This window comes from Salibacterium salarium (assembly GCF_030813635.1).
GTDB lineage: Bacteria > Bacillota > Bacilli > Bacillales > Marinococcaceae > Salibacterium > Salibacterium salarium.
In genome coordinates this window covers 429,787-449,752 of record NZ_JAUSUM010000003.1, presented here as the reverse complement: position 1 = coordinate 449,752, position 19,966 = coordinate 429,787, and the positions used below count along the sequence as shown (strand labels likewise).

Below are 19,966 nucleotides of genomic sequence, written 5' to 3'. Positions count from 1 at the left end.
TTTTATTTAAGAATAAGGAAAAGCTCTCTTTGTATGTTGAACGGAAATCCATTTTTGTGTAGTGAAAGCATCCAGGCTGTTCGAGCCATTTAAACGACCGACACCAGACATTTTTTCCCCGCCGAACGCAACGAGAGGCTCGTCATTGATAGTACCGTCGTTCACGTGAATCATTCCGGTCTCCATTCGTTTGGCAAGCTCTGCTCCACGCTCGACATCTGTCGTGTGGACGGCACCGCTAAGACCATAATCCGACGCGTTTGCAACCTCTACTGCTTCTTCGTCTGTTTTAAATGTAAGCACACTAACAACGGGACCAAACAATTCTTGGTTCGCAACAGTCATTTCTGGCTTAACGTCTGTCAGGATGGTTGGAGAAACTACATTGCCATCGACATCTCCTTTTAAATAAGGGGTAGCCCCTTCTTCAATTCCTTTATTCACGACTTCCATTAAGGTATCCACTTGCTTTTTATTAATAAGCGGCCCGATAATGGTGTCGCCATCGCGAGGATCCCCCGTGGTTAAAGAGGAAACAACTTCTTTGTATTTTGTTAAAAAGGTGTCTTTTATCGATTCATGAACAATAATGCGGTTGGCAGACATGCAGATTTGTCCTTGATGGGTGAAGCGGCTGAATACAGCTGCACTTACCGCGTAATCAATATCAGCGTCATCTAACACAATGAGGGCACTGTTTCCTCCCAGTTCAAGCGATGCCTTTTTTAGATATTTTCCAGCCAATTCACCAATCTTACGCCCTACTGTTGTGGAGCCAGTAAAAGAAACGACCTTATTGAGCGGATGAGAAACGAACCGATCGCCAATTTCACTAATCTCTGTGATGACTGCATTAACAAGCCCTAGTGGGAGACCGGATTCTTCAAACAGGTTAACAATCATAGTTCCACCTGTTACAGGTGTATCTTCGTGTGGTTTTATAACGACGCCATTTCCAGCTCCAATAGCTGTCACAACCGATTTCATTGATAAGTAGAAAGGAAAATTAAAGGGACTAATAACTCCGACGACACCAACTGGCATGCGATATACACGATTTTCTTTGCCATCAACAGGAGATGGGAGGATTTGTCCGTCCATGCGTAGTGGATACGTTGCGGCTTCTTTTATCATATCTTTAACAAGGCCTATTTCAAATGCCGCTTTTAAACGTGTTCCACCTAGCTCATCGATAATTAACTCCGTTATTTCCTCTTCTCGTTTTTCTAATAGCTGAGCGGTATGAAGCAGCATATCCCGGCGTTGGTAAGGGTTGATATGTATCCACTCTTTTTGGGCATTATGCGCACTTTCATATGCTTGATCCAAGTCATCTGCTGAGGCTGATTGAACATCCCCTAAAGCTTGAAGAGAATAGGGATTTGTATTTTTCATTCGATTCTTACCGTTTCCGTCGCGCCATGAACCAGCAATCGCCTGTTTATTCAAATCGTTAAACGTATAACTATTCATGATTAGTCAGCCCCTTTGTTTTCATCTAAACGTGTTGTAGCTAAGCTATTCAGCTTTTGAATATCTTTATAGACGCTTTGTACTGTTTCGGACATTTCCTCAATCGCTTTAGCCTGATCTGTAGACTGCTGATTTACATTACTTACCATTTCTTGGAGGGAGTGAATTTGTTCACTTAAAGCATTGGTAGTTAGTCGAATATCATTTGCAAATTGCTTTGTTTGCGCCCCCATATTTTGCACTTCTTTGGAAACAACAGAAAAACCGCGCCCAAATTCGCCGGCACGTGCTGCTTCTATAGAAGCGTTTAAACCAAGAATATGACTTTTTTCTGAAATGCTGGTCACTTCACCAGAAAATGTTTCTATCTCATGAACTCTCGTACCCATGTCGGTGAAAGCTTCATTCGTGTGGTCCAAGTTGTTAGAAAGCTCATCTATGGATGAGGTGATTTCTTCAATAGTGGCGCCCATATTTTCAAACATGTCTGTCAGGTTGTGACTGACGTCTGCCAGCAATTGGTTCTTTTCGATACTGGTTCCAAGGCCAACCCCGCCGATAACGTTGTTATTTTCATCACGCAATGGAATAGCGTTGGCCACAACAGGGACACCAAATACTTCTTTTGGCACGACCATGCTTTCAAATTGGTTGTCCATAATAGCCTTGGCGATGATATCTCCTTCTTGCAAAGGATCTCCTACTTTTACAGGGAGTTGAAAGGTCTCCCCCGGAATATTCAATACTAATTCCTCTGTATTATATATCCCTACTGTTACGTCCTCTTGGGAAAGTTGATTTAAGTATGGTGCGACTTTTACAAACGCATCTAATAGTGACATTTGGTTAAGTGTTTCATTTGTAGTGCTCAATGTATTTCCTCCTTGTTCTTCAAACTACTTATATTTTTTATATCGGCATTTCCATACGAAATGTAAGGTGAATGCTAAAAAATTCCTTCATTATAAAAAAACACCCAAACGTTGTTGGGTGTTTAAGAGGATTTTTGCCATTTGAATTCAGAAACGGTTTCTAGAAAAAAACGCAAATGGTTCGACGACCGGCTTTGTTATTTTTTTCACTATAGAGGTGGATAAAAAATAAGTAAAGGCTGCGGAACCAATAACCAAGAGTAATACCTCGAAAACGGTGTCCATCCCATCGTAAAAATCGGTTTCGCGCAAATAACGGAATAAAAAACCGTGAAGTAAATAGACGTACATGGTGTTTTTAGCATATTTGGATATAGCTATTTTCTGCTTCGGAATGAGAATTAAAAAGCAAATCGATAATAGGACAGAAATAACATAGGCCAGCAATCTGTAGAAGCTGCCTTCCCACGTTTCAAAACCGATTATCTCATATGCTTCGTCTCCAAAGAAAAGATTCCGTGGAATGTCAAAAGCATAAAGATAAAAAACAGCAAACGTCAGTAAAAAGATGATTGCAGCTGCAACCTTCATTCCACGATAATAAATGAAATCAAGGTGGTGTCGTTGTATGAAATAGCCGGTTAGGAAAAAAGGAAAGAACACAGCCGTTCGCGATAAGCTGATAAATGACCCAGGTTCGGCAAATCCTACCGCTACACCAAGCAGTACGGCAACAATGATTAAATAGGGGCTGAATTTGAACAAGTAAATAATGTAGTAAAAAGAAAAAAGTGTTACTAAAAACCATAAAGACCAATGAGGTTCTAAAAATGAAAATTCTAGATCTCGACCATAGACATCATAATAGAAAAAAGAATAAATAAACTGAAAGAGAAGGTAAGGGACGAGCAGTCGTTGAATCGGCTTCAGCCAATCTTTATACTTCACCGCTTTTTTTGCAAAATAGCCGGAAATAAAAAAGAATAATGGCATGTGAAAGGTAAACATAATTAAATATAAAGCTTTGCTGAACTGGTGGTCATACGTTAAAGGAGTAAGGGCATGCGTTAAAACGACAAGCCCGATTAATATAAACTTAGCATTATCCAAAAAGTAGTCACGTGATGTGGAGGTTGTTCCCATATATTTTCACCTGTCTTTCTCCTTTTCCCCAAGACAGTATAGAAATATAGAGTGGAGAGAACAAGTAAAAAAGTATGTAATTTTATTGTTGAGATGGGCGGTAGCCAGCTTCTTGGGCAGCCTCTTCGGTACAAAACACCTCTTCGGCGTCTGTTTGTTCATAATATTGTCCGTCAGGGGTGTGGTAAATAAGGTCGCCGCTAGAACTGTGATTCCCTTTAATTGCAGGGTCTTCACAATTTGAACGATTTTCGGAATGTTCTACAGCCTCTGGGTTGAAGCCGTTTTCATTGGATAGGAGGAAGGAAACCTTGCTTGTAGCAGGAAAATCGTGAAAGGTTTCCGAATATGTATACTATACAATAATTATTACTGCGACAGAAAGGGTGATACAAGTGTCAATACAATATGAAGATAACCAGATCACTGTGTTTCAAAGTGCGTTGCTTCAAACGACATCAACAGTAGCTGTAACAGAGGATATCATTCTTATTGTCGACCCGACTTGGCTGCCTGCAGAGATCGAAGCTATTCAAAACCATGTAAAAGAAAAGGATAACGGCCAGCGTCAGTATGTCCTGTTTACCCACTCCGACTTTGACCACATTCTAGGAGGGAATGCCTTTCCTGAAGCTGTCACGATTGCTTCTCGTGGTTTTGTGGCAAAGTCAGACAAAAAAGAGACGATTCAAGAGATTCAAGATTTCGATGACTATTATTATATTCAACGTCCTTATATTATTGATTACCCGGATATAGATATTATTATAGATTATGACGAACAGACGATAGAGTGCAACAATACATCCATAATGTTTTATCTAGCTCCCGGTCATCAACCGGATGGTGTTTTTGCGGTAATTCAAGAGACAAACACGTTGATTGCAGGAGATTATTTAAGTGATGTTGAGTTTCCTTTTATCCATCATAACAGTGAAGCTTATGAACGCACGATTGATAAACTAGAAAATGTTATATCGGAGAAAAATATTCATCTTCTGATTCCAGGGCATGGACACAGCACCAATGATGTAAAAGAAATGCAGGATCGGATAGGGGATTCACGTTGGTATATTCAAGCTCTTCGGGATGAAATACGGCAAGGCGTCACCTACGACGTGCTCCAAGTTTTTGTGGACAGTTTTTTGTTTTCGCGATATCTTGGAGAAGAACATGAACATAATAAACAACAAATAGAAGCAGAAGAAAAAGGGTAGAGAGAAAGAGAGAAGGTTGCCCGAATGTTTGAATTGCAAAATGTCATACTCGTTATATTAGCCGTTTTTATGTTGATAGGTGCGTTTGATAAAATTCTTGGAAACCGTTATGGATACGGAGAAGCATTTGAACGAGGATTTTCAGCAATGGGTCCGATTGCCATTGTTATGATAGGTATGATTTCGCTTGCCCCCGTACTGGCTGATGTTCTGCGTCCCATCGTCGTTCCTGTGTATCAATGGTTAGGCGCGGATCCTGCCATGTTTGCAACTTCCTTGTTAGCGTTAGATATGGGCGGTTACGCTCTTGCCGGTGAATTGGCAGAAACAAAAGAATCTGCCAGGTTCGCCGGCATTTTGCTTGGAACGACGTTAGGTCCCACTTTGACCTTCACTATCCCTGTTGCCCTATCAATTTTAAAAAAGGACGACCATCCTATTTTCGCCAAAGGAATTCTTGCTGGTATCACGACAATTCCACTTGGACTGTTAGCCGGGGGGATTGCAGCTGGTTTTTCTATCATACCAATGATAGCGAATCTTATACCAATTCTCTTATTTTCCTGCGTTATCATTCTAGGTTTAGTATGGAAACCAAACGTCATGGTCAAGGGATTTCAACAATTTGGAAAAGGAGTTGTCGTCTTTACTACTATGGCAACGGCTGTCGTCGTTTTTGAAGCGTTAAGTGGATGGACGATAATATCTGGTATGGCTCCATCAGAAGAAGGTATTTTAACTTTAGGCTCGATTGCATTTACACTAGCTGGTGCTTTCCCGCTAGTTCATTTTTTACAAAAGCATTGGACGGGAACTGGTATGGGTAAACGTTTTTTTATGGATAACACCGCTATCTCAGGCTGGCTGGCTTCATTAGCTCATATTATTCCAATGTTTGCTATAAAAGGAATGACAGAAGAAGGGAAATGGATGAATTACGCGTTTGCTGTCAGCGGTGCCTTTATATTAGGAGGACATTTAGCTTTTACCGCTGCAGTGGAGAGGGATATGATTGTTCCCATGCTTATAGGAAAAGGGACAGGTGGTCTTTCGGCAATGGTCATAGCCTATTGGATGATTAAAAAACGTCGTTAGTGCTTTTTTCCTTTTCTAAAAAAGTGATATTATAATAGAAGCGAATGAATGTCAACTTAGAAACGAAAGAGGACAGATATAAGATGAACAAAAATGTACTAGGTATTTCTTTTGCCGTATTCCTTTTGATGACAGGGTGTTCGACATCTACTGAACCAGAGGAGGATTCCGAACAATCGGAAGACGTTGCATCTGATGCTGAACAAACTGACAATGAAGAAGAAACAGAGCCCGTTTTTGAAGAAAATGACTCAGAAGAAGCGGGGTCGGATACATCTGATCAATCAGAAGATGCAGCTGAGCAAGCTCCGCCAAAGACAAATGAAAAAGGGGAACTTGAAAACCCAAGCGCTCTCGACGCACTAGTGAACAGAGACTATCTTTTGCCGGGAGATTATAAACCGGAGGATTTAACTGTCCCGGACGTTCCATTTTCTTTTGAGGAAGAACATCCGAAAAGGCAAATTCGAGAACCGGCTGCGGATGCTTTAGAGACTTTATTTGAAGAAGCTGAAGCAGAGGGCATGCAATTGTATGCGATATCTGGATATCGTTCTTATGATCGACAAGAAGCGATATTTGCAGCGAACGCCGCTGAAGATGGGGAAGAAGAAGCGAATAAATATAGTGCCCAAGCGGGAGAAAGCGAACACCAAAGCGGTCTTGCTATGGATGTGAGTTCTGCATCCAATGATTTTGCTTTAACGAATGATTTCGGTGAAACACCGGAAGGCGAGTGGCTGAAGGAACATGCGCAAGAATATGGGTTTGTGATTCGCTATCCAGACGATAAAACCGATATTACCGGATACCAATATGAACCATGGCACCTTCGTTATGTCGGAGAAGGTCTGGCCGAAACCCTTTATGAAGCAGATGATACACTTGAAGAATATTACGGCGTCCATGAATAAATAAGAACACCGTTATGCTTAGCCATAGCAGTGTTTTTATTATTGAGATAGTGTGGGTGATTTTGTGAAGCAACACAAGCCATTCAGCTACTACTTAGAATCAAAAAAAGACGGGATCTGTGGTTTCCAGGTCCCGCTTTTCTTATATGATAAAGTTTTTACAGATTTATTTGTCTTCAAAGAAATCTTTACGCCGTCCGCACCATAGAAAGACGGCAAGTACAGACGCTCCCAACACGAGATGGGGGGCTATCATAATTAATAGAAAATCAAGATCAAACATTTCTAACACCACCTTTTCTTAACGCTTTCCTCGAACATAATCAGCATCAAATAAAAACAGCCTCATTAAAAACACGAGAGATGGAATTAATAAGAGCAACCCCGCAATAAAAGCAAGAATAAGTGCAATAGCCATCGTCTCATTCACAAAGCCGTCATTCACAGTCAGGTGCGGATATAATAAATACGGCAGGTGGGAAGCGCCATACCCAAACCATGCGCTGAAAAACTGCAGCATGACAAGTACAAACGCAAGACCCAGCTGTTTCTTCGAATAAATCAAATATACAGCGCCTAGAAAAAATAATAACGACAATATGAACATCCAGCTCATATCAACCATATTGCTGAAGTGCTCTGGGTTGTGGCGGCTGATAGAAAAGAAAATCAGTATGCTTGCAAGGATGGTAGGGAATGCCCACCATAACGTATAACGCCTAAACAGGGTGTAAGAAGCGTCATCTCCAGCTTTATAAGCGTAGTAGGTAAGAAACGCGGCTGAGATGAACAATACGCTCACGATAGCAAGTACTACAACACTCCAAGAATACGTGCTTGTTAATAGTTCGCCGAGAAGCAGCGTTACATTACCGTCAGAAACATCCAGATATCCGCCTTCTGAGATAGTTAACACGATGGTAAACGATGCGGGAATAAGCAAACCACTCATCCCATACAGAAATGAATATATTTTGCTATCTTTGGATCCATACGTATTAAAGGCATAATAAGAGCCGCGAATGGCGATTAAAACAATGGAAATGCTACCTGGAATAAGCAAAGCAGTCCCGTAATAATAAGCGGTATCTGGAAAGAAACCGATAATCCCAACGAAAAAGAAGACGAGAAACACATTTGTTACTTCCCAGACCGGTGACAAATAACGTTGAATTAGTTTATTAACCTGATAATCCTGGTGAGAGATTTTGTTATAAAAGTGAAAGAACCCAGCCCCGAAGTCAACGGAGGCGACAATCAAATAGCCGTATAGAAAGAACCAAAGTACGCTGATTCCTAGAATTTCATAGCTCATGACTTATTCCCCCGTTCATCTATTCCGCGCTGCTCCATCTCTTGGGCAGCAGGATTATCTTTAAACATTTTTCTCAATACAATCGAGCTCGAAATACCGAGTAATGCGTATAATCCGATAAACAGATATAACATTGCATCTACATGTTCGGATGTCGTTGCCCCTTCAGGCGTTCTCATAATGTCGTATAGAATCCAAGGCTGGCGTCCGATTTCGGCAAATACCCAGCCGAATTCAATCGCCAGGATGGATAATGGACCACCTGCGACAACCCCCCACAACAACAGCTTATGGTGCATCCAGTTTTTCTTTTTCCAGCTGAATAGTAAATAAAGCATGGACACAAATGCAAGATACATTCCTATGAAGACCATACCGTCAAACAAATAGTGAACAAACAGCGGGGCGGTATCTTCCTCTGCAAATTGATCGAGTCCGATAACTTCTGAGTTCGGATCTCCATGTGCGAGAATACTGAGTGCATAAGGAATCTCTAATGCATAATTCACTTCTTCATCGTCTGATAAAAACCCGCCAACGACAAGTGGTGCCGCGTCTTCTGTTTCAAAATGCCACTCTGCTGCGGCTAGTTTTTCCGGCTGATATTCTGCCAAGTATTTTCCAGAAAAATCACCGATAATAACGGTTCCAATGGAAAAAATAAAGGCCGCTGTCATGGTGAGGCGGAGCGCTTTTTTGTGATAAACGTGGCGGTCCCCCTTCAACATTTTAAAGGCACCAATCATTCCAAGGACAAAAGCCGAGGTTAAGTAACATGTAATAATGACGTGCGCCGTTTTCGTCGGTGTTGCTGGATTAAACATAGCTGCAATTGGATTAATGTCAGTAATAACTCCATCAACCAATTCAAATCCTTGAGGAGCATTCATAAAAGCGTTAACGGTTGTTATGAAAAACGCAGAAAAAGAAGCTCCGATGACAACAGGTATTACCAACAAAAAGTGACGGAGTTTGCTTTTAAAACGATCCCAAGTGTATAAATAAATTCCTAAAAATATCGCTTCGAAGAAAAATGCAAATACTTCCATGAAGAGCGGAAGGGATATCGTTTGTCCTGCTAACTGCATAAAATTCGGCCACAATAAATTCAACTGTAGTCCTATAGCCGTTCCTGTAACTACTCCTACTGCAACTGTTACGACAAAGCCGCGGGCCCAACGACGTGCTAACAGCCGGTAATGTTCATCATTCTTACGTATACCCATCCATTCGGCCAATGCAATCATTAAAGGCACACCAACTCCGATGGTTGCAAATATAATATGAAAGCCTAATGTCAGGCCGGTAAGCATTCGGCTGAACATTGCTGGATCGTATTCCATAAACATGAGGCATTCTCCTCTCCCATTACTCCGTTGTATATATCGTACCCTTTTCTTTCATAAGGTAAAATAAAAGTCCCGTATGTGAAATATATCACAAGGATGTCTGCAACAAAAGCAGTAGAATGTGACAAATCAGAGAAATGGCACAAAAGAGACGATTCTCGTTTTCTTTCAGATATGATAAGATATAGTGGTGTCATTGTGTACCATATAAACATATTCAATAAATGAACGAAATAAAATAAAGAAACGTGAAGTTTAATAGAATAGGAGCGTATTTTTGTGGAGATCGATATAGATGGAATAAAAGTACATTATCACGTCTCCGGTGAAGGAACGGATATTATGCTTCTCCATGGCTGGGGGGTTGACATGCAAGCTTTTGCCCCTGTTCATAAAGCACTGGAAAAGCATTTCAGAGTGTGGTCCATCGATTTTCCAGGATTCGGAAAAAGCGAGGAGCCGCTGGAACCGTGGACAGTGGGGAATTACACAGACTTCTTTGGTTTGTTGTTAGAAAAACTCCAGATTGATCAGCCGATTCTGGTTGGTCATTCTTTTGGAGGTCGTGTATCTATTAAGTATGCTTCCGCTCATCCGGTGCGAAAAGTTATACTCGTTGATAGTGCTGGCATTAAGCCAAAAAGAAAACCAAAATATTACGTGAAAGTATATACGTATAAAGCATTTAAAAACTTGTTAAATATCCCTGTTTTAAACCGGTATAAAGACACCATTTTAACAAAAGTAAAAGGAAAGCTCGGTTCCGCAGATTATAAAAATGTCTCAGGAATTATGCAGCAAACGATGGTGAAAGTAGTGAATGAAGACTTGCGCCACCATCTTCCTCACATTAAAGTACCAACATTGCTTGTGTGGGGAGAAAACGATGAGGCAACCCCAGTGGAAGATGGTCGTTTAATGGAACAAATGATACCTGACGGAGGTCTAGTTGTTCTAAATAATGCTGGACATTATTCCTATCTAGATAAATTGAATCAATTTTTGTTGGTAATCGATTCTTTCCTTCAAAAAGATAAGGAGGAGCAAGGGTCATGATTGGTATACTGATAGTTCTATATTTAGCCGCGTGGGGCTTTTACACTGCCAGACTAATTAAAAAAAGCACCCATATGCTGCAGTTGAATTCTTACCGCACAGAACGTTATTGGAAATGGATAGCTTCTCATAAGGATAAAGTATTCCCCGTTCAAAGCGTTGTATCTTTGCTTGCGCTCCTTCCTTTACTTTTTAATAGTGATTTCTTTGCGCTGCTATTTGGAATTGCCATTTTCGGTCTAAGTGCTTATTTTATGGAAGAAGAGCAGGAAAAGAAGAAGCTTGTATTTACCGCTCGAATCAAACGGTTACTCGTAACAACCAGTGTGTTGTTTGTTTTAACTGCGGTTATTGGATTATGGACGGGGGTAGGAGAAGAACGGACGTTTGTTTGGTTTTTCATATTAACGATTGCTTCAACGATTCTCGTTTATTTCTATACACTAGCTGCAAATGTTATAAATTGGCCGATTGAAATGCAAATCAATCAATATTATTTTCACGACGCTGAAAAGGTTATTAAACAAATGCCGAATCTTGAAGTTATTGGTGTAACAGGCAGTTACGGCAAAACGAGTACCAAACATATACTGGAAACTGTTTTGTCTTCTCAGTTCAATGTGCTGATGACACCAGAGAGTTACAATACAAAAATGGGCGTCACGAAAACGGTTCGGACCATGCTTAAACCGTATCATGATATTTTTATAGCAGAGATGGGTGCGAAGCAAGAAAATGATATTCAAGATATTTGCGAGCTTGTTCATCAGAAATATGGAATCCTGACCGCCATCGGAGAACAACATTTAGAAACGTTTAAAACGTTGGATAATATTAAAAAGACGAAATTTGAATTGATTGAGACGCTCCCTCATGAAGGAACGGCGTTTTTAAATAAAGATGATCAAAACATTATGTCGTATCAGCAGCGTAACCAATGTCGGACGATGTATTACGGAATTGACGCGGTGGATTTACACTACCGTGCGGCTGACATCTCGTATTCATCGAAAGGTTCTCAATTCACGGTATACAAATACGATGGCACCTCTGTTCAGATACAGACGAAACTATTAGGACGGCATAATATCTATAATATTCTTGCTGCCGTTGCTATTGCATCAGAGAAAGGTATTCCTTTTGAAAAAATAGCTCGAGCTGTGAAGCAGGTTGCACCAGTGGAACATCGTCTAGAGCTTAAGAAACCATCTGGTAACATTACAATTGTTGATGACAGTTTTAATTCCAACCCTGTTGGAGCTAATATGGCACTTGAAGTCTTAAACGAGATGCCAGAATACAAAATACTCGTCACACCGGGTATGATTGAACTTGGCGAAAAAGAACACGAGTTAAACAAAGCATTTGCCCAGCATGCTGCGAAAGTCTGTGATTTTGTCATTTTAGTAGGGAGAAAACAAACAGCCCCGCTACAAGAAGGGTTAGCTTCAGAAAATTATGAGCAAGACCGCTATTATGTGGCAGAGGACCTACAAGATGCCTTGGATAAAATGCATCAAGTTGCCACACAAAAATCTGTCGTACTCTTAGAAAATGATTTACCGGATACGTTCAATGAGTAAAAAGTGAAGGAGATTTACAGATGAAAACAAGAGTGGGTGTGTTTTTTGGCGGAGTGTCCGTTGAACATGAAGTATCGGTCATTTCTGCGTTACAGGCAATTCAATCAATGAACAGTGAAAAATATGAAGCGATTCCGATATATATTAGCAAGGACCGTGTATGGTACACCGGTGATGAACTGTTGGATATTGAGGCTTATAAAGACCTTACCGAACTGTTAAATACAGCGCAAAAAGTAACGATGAAAACGTCAGAAGAAGGCAATATCGTATTGCAAAAGGATCCCGTGCCAAGATTCGGTAAAAGAATCGAAGCGGAAATCGATGTCGCTTTTCCTATTGTACACGGCACGTTTGGAGAAGACGGTGTTCTGCAAGGATTCTTTGAGCTTCTCAATCTTCCGTATGTCGGCTGTGATGTTTTATCTTCAGCAAGTGGTATGGATAAAGTGACCATGAAGCAGATACTCAGAGATTCCAGCTTGCCAGTTTTAGATTATGTTTGGTTTTACAGCAGTCATTGGGTGGAAGATAGCGCGAATATCCTCTCCATGGTAGGGGAAAAGTTAGAGTATCCAGTCATTGTGAAACCTGCTAACCTTGGTTCTAGTGTCGGAATCAATAAAGCTGAAAATAAAGAAGAACTGGAAGAAGCTGTGGAAGAAGCGATGGAATTTTCATCGAAAATTTTAGTCGAGCAAATGGTTCAGAACATGAAGGAAGTAAACTGTTCTGTGCTAGGAGATTACGAAGAGGTCGAAGCTTCAGTGATAGAAGAGGTACTTAAATCAGAAGAAATACTAAGTTATGAAGATAAATACCAAGGCGGGGGCGGAAAGAACGGCGATGCAACCAAAGGAATGGAAAGTACGGATCGAGTTATTCCAGCGGAGATTGCAGACCATCAAACGTCTGAAGTGCAGGAACTTGCCAAAGACACATTTCAAATTCTCGGTTGTAGCGGTGTCTCTCGTATTGATTTCCTAATAGACCAGGATACAAATGTTGTATATGTCAATGAAATCAATACAATCCCGGGGTCCTTATCGTTTTATCTTTGGGAACCAGCAGGTAAAGCTTACACAACTCTCACAGATCAGTTGATTCAACTCGCTTTAAAACGTAAACGTGAACGTGACAAACTGGTTTTTTCGATTGATTCCAATTTGTTCTCTATGCAAAGTTCGGAAGGAACAAAAGGTAGCAAAAACGGATCAAAAAGATAGACGTAATATTGTAACCAGAGGTTGTCTCCTTTCAAAACGTTGAGACAATCTCTTCTTTTACATTATTTGTACGTTAGGAGTTTGTTGATGTCTGATTATAGAAAAGCACTTATTTGGATACTAGTCCCACTAGTATATGGCTTTTTGGTTAGTAAATTTATGATCATTACACCGTTGCTTAGTCAAATTGTTTTTGGATTGTTCTGGTTTTGGGTAGGCATGACATTAGCAAATTTAAAAATGTCCAATGTTAAAAGCTTTTTATTCGGGAACAGCATTTGGATAGTGTCTATCCTTTTATTTGTATGGCAGTTTTTGCTATTAGATGATTCAAACAGAAATATGTTAATAGCAGCAATATCACAATATTATATGTCATCATTTATTTGGTTTGGGTCTCAACTAAGTTTAGCTTTTTCTAACGTTTTAAATGGTACGACTATTACACTGTTGGCCTATTTTGGGATGTTTTTAGTGTTTTCTTTTGGCTTTATTACTGGAAAAATAAAGAGTTAACAGAGACAATAATTCAATAAAAATTTTTTATAAAAAACATATTGCGTGGACAGGTTAGATTGAGATATAATGTCATATGTCAGCAAGAGAGGTTACTTTTTTGCCGTCATGTGGCCCGTTGGTCAAGAGGTTAAGACACCGCCCTTTCACGGCGGTAACACGGGTTCGAATCCCGTACGGGTCACCATTTATTATTGTTCCTATGCTAACAAACATTGACAAATGCAATTGTATTTGTTTAAATGGAACGGTAACTCTCAGATATGGAGGGGTAGCGAAGTTGGCCAAACGCGGCAGACTGTAAATCTGCTCCTTCGGGTTCGGCGGTTCGAGTCCGTCCCCCTCCACCATTTGTTTTAAAATTTGTATTCTAGGCTAATATAGAGTATAATGTATTTTAGTGATTTTCAGTTTTACATAGTACCGATATGCTAACGTACACTTTTTTATGAAACAAGAGCCATTAGCTCAGTTGGCAGAGCATCTGACTTTTAATCAGAGGGTCGGAGGTTCGAATCCTCCATGGCTCACCACTTTAAGAAAAAGATGGGTTGTGCGGAAGTAGTTCAGTGGTAGAACACCACCTTGCCAAGGTGGGGGTCGCGGGTTCGAATCCCGTCTTCCGCTCCATTTGCGGGTGTAGTTTAGTGGTAAAACCTCAGCCTTCCAAGCTGATGTCGTGGGTTCGATTCCCATCACCCGCTCCATTATATATATCTAGGGGCCTTAGCTCAGCTGGGAGAGCGCCTGCCTTGCACGCAGGAGGTCAGCGGTTCGATCCCGCTAGGCTCCACCAACTTATATTACTAACTTTTCTTAGCTGATAACAGCTAAGGTTTTTTTATGTGTAAAAAAGCTCTTGTTAAAGCAGAATAGAACCAAAAAGATAAGTTCCAAGTTAAAGCTAGAATAATGCGTGTCCTATCAAATAACGCATTCCCTCCCTAAGGTATTCTTTATGCTAATTCCAGAAGTTTGAGAAAACGATAAGATTACATTCAAAAAATTGTCATTTTATCACCTTGATACGGCATAACATGATACAATAATATTTGCTGAAAATGCTATCAATCAATCGTTTGATTAAATAATATTTTTTAAAGATTTATGTAAAAAAGTGAAACCAATCTGGTATAGGAAACGTATTATAGATACCCGTAAAAGGGTGGAGGTTTAAGATATGGATGCGGTAGTAAAACGGCTGATAAAAGAGATAAAAAAAGCAGGGGACCAGGATGCTTTTGCTGACCTAGTAGATTTGTATAAGGATAAAGTCTACCAAATAGCCTACCGCATGACTGGCAACAGTTATGAAGCACAGGACATGGCTCAAGAGGCGTTTTTGAGGGCTTATGCGAATCTAGACAGTTACGATGAAAATAGAAAATTTTCAACCTGGTTATTTAGAATCACAACAAATTTATGCATTGACCGTTTACGTAAAAGAAAGCCAGATTATTCACTCGATGCCGAAGTACAAGGAACGGAAGGACTAACGGGGTACTCTCAAATTGCTGCTTCTGAAAAGCTTCCCGAAGATCAGGTGGTAACGTTTGAAATGCAGGAATGGGTACAAACAGAAATATCATATTTACCGCCAAAATACCGATCTGCTGTTGTTTTGCGCTACATAGAAGATTTATCGATTAGTGAAATCAGTGACATATTGGATTTGCCTGAAAACACTGTAAAGACTCACATACACAGGGGCCGGGAAGCTTTGCGTAAAAGACTGGGTAACGCGTGAGGAGGGAGGAAATAAGATGGCTTGTGAACAAAAGTACGAAGCACTGTTGAATAGATACTTGGATGGGGAAACTAATGAACAAGAACGGGATGATTTGTTTCTCCACATGGAGACGTGTGAGAATTGTACCAATCACTATAAGGAATTGAATAAAGCCTTATTGCTTGTGCAAAGCTCCTCCCATATTAAAGCTCCCGCCGGTTTCACAGCTAATGTAATGAATCAACTTCCTGCAAAAAAGAAACGAACATCTTGGAAAAAATGGTCCAAACAACATCCAGTTTTGGTCGCCGCTTCTTTGTTCGTTATTTTAATGGCATCCAGTTTGTTCTCGGTCTGGAATGAACAAGCTGGAGAAGAAATATCGGTGAGCGGAAGTCAAAAGGTTGAAGTGGATCAGGATAAAGGGATTGTCATTGTACCAGAAGAAGAGGTCATTGAAGGAGATCTTACTGTACGTAACGGTAAGGTCGAAGTGGAGGGAGAGATTACTGGCAATCTAACTGTGATTAATGGAGAACAATATCTTGCTTCTGCTGGAGAAGTGTCTGGAGAAATTGAAGAAGTAGATCAAGTGCTGGAATGGATTTGGTATCATACTAAACGTATAACAGCAGACGTGTTTTCGCTGGGAGAAAACGCCAAAAAAAGCGAAGGCTAGGGAATTCTCATACTTTTACAAAATGTAAGGTGAAACCAGATTGACACCCGAAACGACTAATGTTGCGGGTGTCTATTTTTGCCTGGATCGGTGCTCGAGCTCTAAAAAAAAGGAAAAGTACCGATATAATGAAGAATCCCACAACGAACAGAAGGAGAAAATATGATATAATAAAGGTGCTGTTTTCTTTTTCTGGCCAGACATAATTGGAGGAAGAAAGATGTTTCTTGGAGATGATTTTCAATTTTTAACTGTATTACGTACTGTTGTTGATATCGCACTTGTAGCGTATGTGGTGTATAAATTAATTACCGTAATACGCGGAACCCGAGCCGTACAGCTTTTAAAAGGGATTACCGTGATTTTGGTTGTATGGTTTTTAAGCAGTTTCTTTGGGTTGAGGACATTGCAGTGGATTATGTCACAAGCCGTTACTTATGGGTTATTAGCTATTATTATTATATTTCAGCCTGAATTGCGCAGAGCATTGGAACAATTGGGTAGGGGGCGTATTTTTGGAAGAACGGCGACTCCCGAAGAAGAGAATGATGCAAAGACGGTAGAAGCTATTATGAAATCTGTGAAATACATGGCAAAACGTCGAATTGGGGCTTTGCTCTCCATTGAGAACGAAACAGGAATGAATGACTATGTAGAAACAGGTATTCCTATGAATGCTACGGTCACGTCAGAATTGCTGATTAATACTTTTATACCAAACACCCCCCTACATGATGGTGCGGTGATTATGAGGAGAAATGAAATATCGGCAGCGGCCTGCTATCTTCCTTTATCGGAAAATCCATTCATTTCTAAAGAATTAGGAACGAGACACCGGGCAGCACTTGGTATTAGTGAAGTGACGGATTGTTTAACGATTGCCGTTTCAGAGGAAACCGGCGGCATATCTGTCACAAAAAATGGTGACTTGCACCGCGATTTGGATGAAGATACATTACGGGCTATGTTAGAAAAAGAGCTGATTGCTGACGTGAAAAACTCCTCTAGTTTATGGCAATGGGGAGGCAAAAAGAATGGATAGACTATTTAATAATCATTGGTTTGTCAGATTGGTGTCGCTTCTCATTGCTATTATGCTTTACACGATGGTGAACATGGATAATGTCAGTAATCAACCAGGGGTTTTACCAGATAATGAAGAAAGTTCTTATATGTTAAATAATGTTGACGTACAAGTGTATTATAATGAAGATGAGTATGAAATTGTTGATATGGATGAAACGGTTAACGTAGAGTTGACAGGTCCGCAAACATCCATTATGCTTTTTCAATTGTCTAGACCCTCTTTTGAAGTGTATGCTGATTTAGAGGATCAGGGAGAAGGGAGTCATAATGTTCGCCTGCAGCATCGTGATTTTCCCGCTGATTTAGACGTATCTATCTCTCCGCGAATTTCGAGTATAGAACTGCAGGAGCAAAAAACAATATCCTACCCTGTTGACGTTCAAGTGTTGAATGAAGAGGATATAGAAGAAGGGTATAACTTGGGCGAAGCTGAAGTGAGCCCTGGAGAAGTTGATATTAAAGCTCCTCAAGCAACACACGAGCAAATTGACACAGTGAGAACGAGTGTCGATGTGGCAGGGGCGGACGAACGAGTGGAAGCAGAAGCGGATGTGATAGCTTACGATTCTGCGGGGAATGAAGTAGACATTTCGACTCAACCGGAGTCAGTAAGTGTGGAGATACCAATAGACAGTCCGAATGTACAAGTCCCGATTAGTTTATCAAGAGAAGGGACATTGTCGGATAATCTGAGCATCGTTTCTCTTAATGTAGAAGAAACGGAAGCTTCCATTTATGGTCCATTGGACGTTATTAATGAAATAAACAGTGTAGAAGCTGTACTAGACTTATCTGAGATAGAAGAAAATGGAACGATGGAAATCCCTGTTAACTCTCCGGAAGGAATTGATAGGGTGGAACCAGAAACAATAGAAGTGGAAGTAGAAGTTGGCGAAAGAGAAGAAACGGTGTTTGAAGATGTACCTATTGAAGTAGAAAATATGCCGGATGAATATTCTTATACGATAACAGAGCCGGAAGAGTCGGTGTCGGATGTGACGGTGTATGGTTCATCTGAGGTGCTTGAAGCATTGGATGCAGAAGATATTTCTCTTACGGTAGATTGGGAAGATGCAGAAGAAGATAACAGTCCAGTGACATTGTCTGTGTATTCTTCTGGACCAACAGAAGTAAGAGCAGAGCCTGATATAGATGAAGTTGAGGTAGAATGGTCAGATGAAACATCCTCGGAAGAAGAAGCCGGGGAATCAAACGAATAATAGAGCAATAGGAATTCTGTTCATGATGTAACATAATCATGCTGCAGAATCCCCACATTTTGTGGCAAACGAAGGAGAGATGGAATAATGGGTAAGTTTTTTGGAACGGATGGTGTTCGCGGAATAGCGAATACAGAGTTAACACCAGAGCTTGCTTTTCGTCTTGGACGCGCTGGAGGTTACTATCTTACGAAAGAAGCTGACCATCCGAAAATTCTTATCGGTCGTGATACAAGGATTTCGGGTGAAATGCTTGAAGGAGCACTTGTGTCCGGTCTTTTATCCATTGGAGTGGAAGTCATGCGTCTTGGTGTCATCTCAACTCCAGGTGTTGCGTATTTGACAAAAGCAGTTAGTGCGCAGGCAGGAGTGATGATTTCAGCTTCCCATAATCCAGTGGAGGATAACGGTATTAAGTTTTTTGGAGCAGACGGCTTTAAACTGTCTGAAGAACAAGAAGAAGAAATAGAAGGACTATTGAATGAAGAAGACAACATGCCAAGACCGACAGCTGAGCAGCTTGGTGTAGTGAACGATTATTTTGAAGGTGGCCAAAAGTACTTACAATTCTTGAAACAAACCGTCAGTGAAGATTTTTCAGGATTACATGTAGCACTTGATTGTGCGAACGGCTCCGCGTCATCTTTGGGACCACATCTGTTTGCTGATTTGGATGCGGATATTTCCACGATTGGTAATAATCCCGACGGTGTAAATATTAATGTCGACGTTGGATCCACTCATCCAGAATCACTAGTTTCTTTTGTGAAAGAAAAGGAAGCCGATGTTGGACTGGCTTTTGACGGAGATGCGGATCGTTTAATCGCAGTTGATGAAAAAGGCCAAATTATCGATGGCGATAAAATCATGTATATTTGTGCCAAATACTTAAAAGAAGAAGCAATGCTTGCTGATAATACAGTTGTTACCACAGTTATGAGCAATCTAGGTCTTTACAAGGCGTTAGAAAAACTGGGCATTGAAACGAAAAAAACAACCGTTGGCGATCGGTATGTTATGGAGGAAATGCGAGAAGGCGGCTACAGCCTTGGCGGCGAACAATCTGGGCATATTATCTTCTTGGATCATGTTACAACCGGTGATGGTATGCTGACGGCACTGCAGCTAGTAGATATTATTAAATCTTCTGGTAAGCCACTTTCTGAATTAGCAGGAGAAATGGAGAAATTCCCACAAACGTTGGTTAATGTGCCGGTCGTTAATAAACATGATATACACACAAACACTCATGTAAATGAAGCGATTAAGCAGGTAGAAGAAAAGATGGCCGGTAATGGCCGTATTCTCGTTCGTCCTTCCGGTACAGAATCGCTCGTTCGCGTGATGGCTGAAGCAGAGACAAAAGAGTTATGTGATAAATATGTCCAAGAAGTCACAAGCGTTGTAAAGAAACATATGGGGCAAACAAAAGAAATCTAAAGAAAAATACTGCGTTTCCCGCACAAGTAATACGGGGAACGCATATTTTATAG

At 40.6% G+C, this 19,966-nt stretch carries 18 protein-coding genes, 6 tRNA genes and 1 pseudogene; 18 read left to right on the top strand and 7 right to left on the bottom strand.

What is annotated here, in order from left to right:
• Positions 1–6 precede the first annotated feature (6 nt).
• From J2S78_RS13810 to J2S78_RS17135, 4 genes and pseudogenes are all read right to left on the bottom strand, one after another.
• Entirely contained in the window at positions 7–1,473 is a 1,467-nt protein-coding gene (locus tag J2S78_RS13810; RefSeq protein WP_306899469.1) for an aldehyde dehydrogenase family protein, read from the bottom strand.
• A gap of 2 nt (positions 1,474–1,475) precedes the next feature.
• Entirely contained in the window at positions 1,476–2,345 is an 870-nt protein-coding gene (locus J2S78_RS13805) for a methyl-accepting chemotaxis protein (RefSeq protein ID WP_306899467.1), read from the bottom strand.
• 147 nt (positions 2,346–2,492) lie between these two features.
• Entirely contained in the window at positions 2,493–3,488 is a 996-nt protein-coding gene (locus J2S78_RS13800) for an acyltransferase family protein (protein WP_306899465.1), read from the bottom strand.
• A gap of 82 nt (positions 3,489–3,570) precedes the next feature.
• Positions 3,571–3,759, bottom strand: a pseudogene (locus tag J2S78_RS17135) (sunset domain-containing protein); the annotation flags it as partial.
• Between the two features lie 124 nt (positions 3,760–3,883).
• Here J2S78_RS17135 and J2S78_RS13795 point away from each other — a divergent pair.
• The 3 genes from J2S78_RS13795 to J2S78_RS13785 all read left to right on the top strand — a co-directional run bounded on the left by J2S78_RS13795 (position 3,884) and on the right by J2S78_RS13785 (position 6,714).
• Positions 3,884–4,705 (top strand): MBL fold metallo-hydrolase, encoded by an 822-nt coding sequence (locus J2S78_RS13795; RefSeq protein ID WP_306899462.1) that lies wholly within the window; start codon positions 3,884–3,886, stop codon positions 4,703–4,705.
• Positions 4,706–4,729: 24 nt separating this feature from the next.
• Entirely contained in the window at positions 4,730–5,800 is a 1,071-nt protein-coding gene (locus tag J2S78_RS13790; protein ID WP_306899460.1) for an ethanolamine utilization protein EutH, read from the top strand.
• An 83-nt stretch (positions 5,801–5,883) separates the two neighbouring features.
• Entirely contained in the window at positions 5,884–6,714 is an 831-nt protein-coding gene (locus tag J2S78_RS13785; RefSeq protein ID WP_306899458.1) for a M15 family metallopeptidase, read from the top strand.
• 166 nt (positions 6,715–6,880) lie between these two features.
• On the opposite strand, the gene cydS is transcribed toward J2S78_RS13785, so the two are convergent.
• Genes cydS through J2S78_RS13775 form a run of 3 tightly spaced genes read right to left on the bottom strand, consistent with a single transcriptional unit; the run spans position 6,881 to position 9,378 of the window.
• Complete coding sequence (gene cydS / locus J2S78_RS17105; RefSeq protein WP_370871568.1) at positions 6,881–6,997, bottom strand: cytochrome bd oxidase small subunit CydS family protein; 117 nt, start codon at positions 6,995–6,997, stop codon at positions 6,881–6,883.
• 18 nt (positions 6,998–7,015) lie between these two features.
• On the bottom strand, positions 7,016–8,029 hold the full coding sequence (locus tag J2S78_RS13780) for a cytochrome d ubiquinol oxidase subunit II (protein ID WP_306899455.1): 1,014 nt from the start codon (positions 8,027–8,029) through the stop codon (positions 7,016–7,018).
• The gene (locus tag J2S78_RS13775; protein WP_306899453.1) at positions 8,026–9,378 is read right to left on the bottom strand and encodes a cytochrome ubiquinol oxidase subunit I; all 1,353 of its coding nucleotides are present in this window, start codon (positions 9,376–9,378) and stop codon (positions 8,026–8,028) included. Before J2S78_RS13775 ends, J2S78_RS13780 begins: the two co-directional genes overlap by 4 nt.
• A 279-nt stretch (positions 9,379–9,657) precedes the next feature.
• Between J2S78_RS13775 and J2S78_RS13770 the strand changes: the two genes are divergently transcribed.
• The 15 genes from J2S78_RS13770 (at position 9,658) to glmM (ending at position 19,913) form a co-directional block, all read left to right on the top strand.
• Entirely contained in the window at positions 9,658–10,434 is a 777-nt protein-coding gene (locus J2S78_RS13770) for an alpha/beta fold hydrolase (protein WP_306899451.1), read from the top strand.
• On the top strand, positions 10,431–12,017 hold the full coding sequence (locus tag J2S78_RS13765) for a UDP-N-acetylmuramoyl-tripeptide--D-alanyl-D-alanine ligase (protein WP_306899448.1): 1,587 nt from the start codon (positions 10,431–10,433) through the stop codon (positions 12,015–12,017). The genes J2S78_RS13770 and J2S78_RS13765 overlap by 4 nt, the downstream gene beginning before the upstream one ends.
• A gap of 20 nt (positions 12,018–12,037) precedes the next feature.
• Entirely contained in the window at positions 12,038–13,243 is a 1,206-nt protein-coding gene (locus J2S78_RS13760) for a D-alanine--D-alanine ligase family protein (RefSeq protein ID WP_306899447.1), read from the top strand.
• Between the two features lie 87 nt (positions 13,244–13,330).
• The gene (locus tag J2S78_RS13755) at positions 13,331–13,759 is read left to right on the top strand and encodes a hypothetical protein (protein WP_306899446.1); all 429 of its coding nucleotides are present in this window, start codon (positions 13,331–13,333) and stop codon (positions 13,757–13,759) included.
• A gap of 112 nt (positions 13,760–13,871) precedes the next feature.
• Positions 13,872–13,946: transfer RNA gene (locus J2S78_RS13750), tRNA-Glu, on the top strand.
• 78 nt (positions 13,947–14,024) lie between these two features.
• Positions 14,025–14,109: transfer RNA gene (locus J2S78_RS13745), tRNA-Tyr, on the top strand.
• Between the two features lie 107 nt (positions 14,110–14,216).
• Positions 14,217–14,292: transfer RNA gene (locus J2S78_RS13740), tRNA-Lys, on the top strand.
• 22 nt (positions 14,293–14,314) lie between these two features.
• Positions 14,315–14,389: transfer RNA gene (locus J2S78_RS13735), tRNA-Gly, on the top strand.
• Positions 14,390–14,392: 3 nt separating this feature from the next.
• Positions 14,393–14,466, top strand: a tRNA-Gly gene (locus J2S78_RS13730).
• A 13-nt stretch (positions 14,467–14,479) separates the two neighbouring features.
• Positions 14,480–14,555: transfer RNA gene (locus J2S78_RS13725), tRNA-Ala, on the top strand.
• Between the two features lie 384 nt (positions 14,556–14,939).
• Positions 14,940–15,506, top strand: coding sequence for an RNA polymerase sigma factor SigW (gene sigW / locus J2S78_RS13720; RefSeq protein ID WP_306899445.1), 567 nt, complete (start codon positions 14,940–14,942; stop codon positions 15,504–15,506).
• A gap of 16 nt (positions 15,507–15,522) precedes the next feature.
• Positions 15,523–16,167, top strand: coding sequence for an anti-sigma factor family protein (locus J2S78_RS13715; protein WP_306899444.1), 645 nt, complete (start codon positions 15,523–15,525; stop codon positions 16,165–16,167).
• A gap of 220 nt (positions 16,168–16,387) precedes the next feature.
• Positions 16,388–17,209: a diadenylate cyclase CdaA gene (gene cdaA / locus J2S78_RS13710; protein WP_306899443.1), complete on the top strand. Its 822-nt coding sequence runs from the start codon at positions 16,388–16,390 to the stop codon at positions 17,207–17,209.
• Entirely contained in the window at positions 17,202–18,473 is a 1,272-nt protein-coding gene (locus J2S78_RS13705) for a CdaR family protein (RefSeq protein ID WP_306899442.1), read from the top strand. Before cdaA ends, J2S78_RS13705 begins: the two co-directional genes overlap by 8 nt.
• A gap of 87 nt (positions 18,474–18,560) precedes the next feature.
• Positions 18,561–19,913 (top strand): phosphoglucosamine mutase, encoded by a 1,353-nt coding sequence (gene glmM, locus J2S78_RS13700; RefSeq protein ID WP_306899441.1) that lies wholly within the window; start codon positions 18,561–18,563, stop codon positions 19,911–19,913.
• Positions 19,914–19,966 lie beyond the last annotated feature (53 nt).

Bases quoted from the DNA above. Each gene is read 5' to 3' on its own strand.
- J2S78_RS13800 (WP_306899465.1), bottom strand. From the start codon at position 3,488: ATGGGAACAACCTCCACATCACGTGACTACTTTTTGGATAATGCTAAG.
- J2S78_RS13755 (WP_306899446.1), top strand. From the start codon at position 13,331: ATGTCTGATTATAGAAAAGCACTTATTTGGATACTAGTCCCACTAGTA.
- J2S78_RS13810 (WP_306899469.1), bottom strand. From the start codon at position 1,473: ATGAATAGTTATACGTTTAACGATTTGAATAAACAGGCGATTGCTGGT.
- cydS (WP_370871568.1), bottom strand. From the start codon at position 6,997: ATGTTTGATCTTGATTTTCTATTAATTATGATAGCCCCCCATCTCGTG.
- glmM (WP_306899441.1), top strand. From the start codon at position 18,561: ATGGGTAAGTTTTTTGGAACGGATGGTGTTCGCGGAATAGCGAATACA.
- J2S78_RS13715 (WP_306899444.1), top strand. From the start codon at position 15,523: ATGGCTTGTGAACAAAAGTACGAAGCACTGTTGAATAGATACTTGGAT.
- J2S78_RS13705 (WP_306899442.1), top strand. From the start codon at position 17,202: ATGGATAGACTATTTAATAATCATTGGTTTGTCAGATTGGTGTCGCTT.
- J2S78_RS13760 (WP_306899447.1), top strand. From the start codon at position 12,038: ATGAAAACAAGAGTGGGTGTGTTTTTTGGCGGAGTGTCCGTTGAACAT.
- sigW (WP_306899445.1), top strand. From the start codon at position 14,940: ATGGATGCGGTAGTAAAACGGCTGATAAAAGAGATAAAAAAAGCAGGG.
- J2S78_RS13785 (WP_306899458.1), top strand. From the start codon at position 5,884: ATGAACAAAAATGTACTAGGTATTTCTTTTGCCGTATTCCTTTTGATG.
- J2S78_RS13765 (WP_306899448.1), top strand. From the start codon at position 10,431: ATGATTGGTATACTGATAGTTCTATATTTAGCCGCGTGGGGCTTTTAC.
- J2S78_RS13775 (WP_306899453.1), bottom strand. From the start codon at position 9,378: ATGTTTATGGAATACGATCCAGCAATGTTCAGCCGAATGCTTACCGGC.
- J2S78_RS13780 (WP_306899455.1), bottom strand. From the start codon at position 8,029: ATGAGCTATGAAATTCTAGGAATCAGCGTACTTTGGTTCTTTCTATAC.
- cdaA (WP_306899443.1), top strand. From the start codon at position 16,388: ATGTTTCTTGGAGATGATTTTCAATTTTTAACTGTATTACGTACTGTT.
- J2S78_RS13790 (WP_306899460.1), top strand. From the start codon at position 4,730: ATGTTTGAATTGCAAAATGTCATACTCGTTATATTAGCCGTTTTTATG.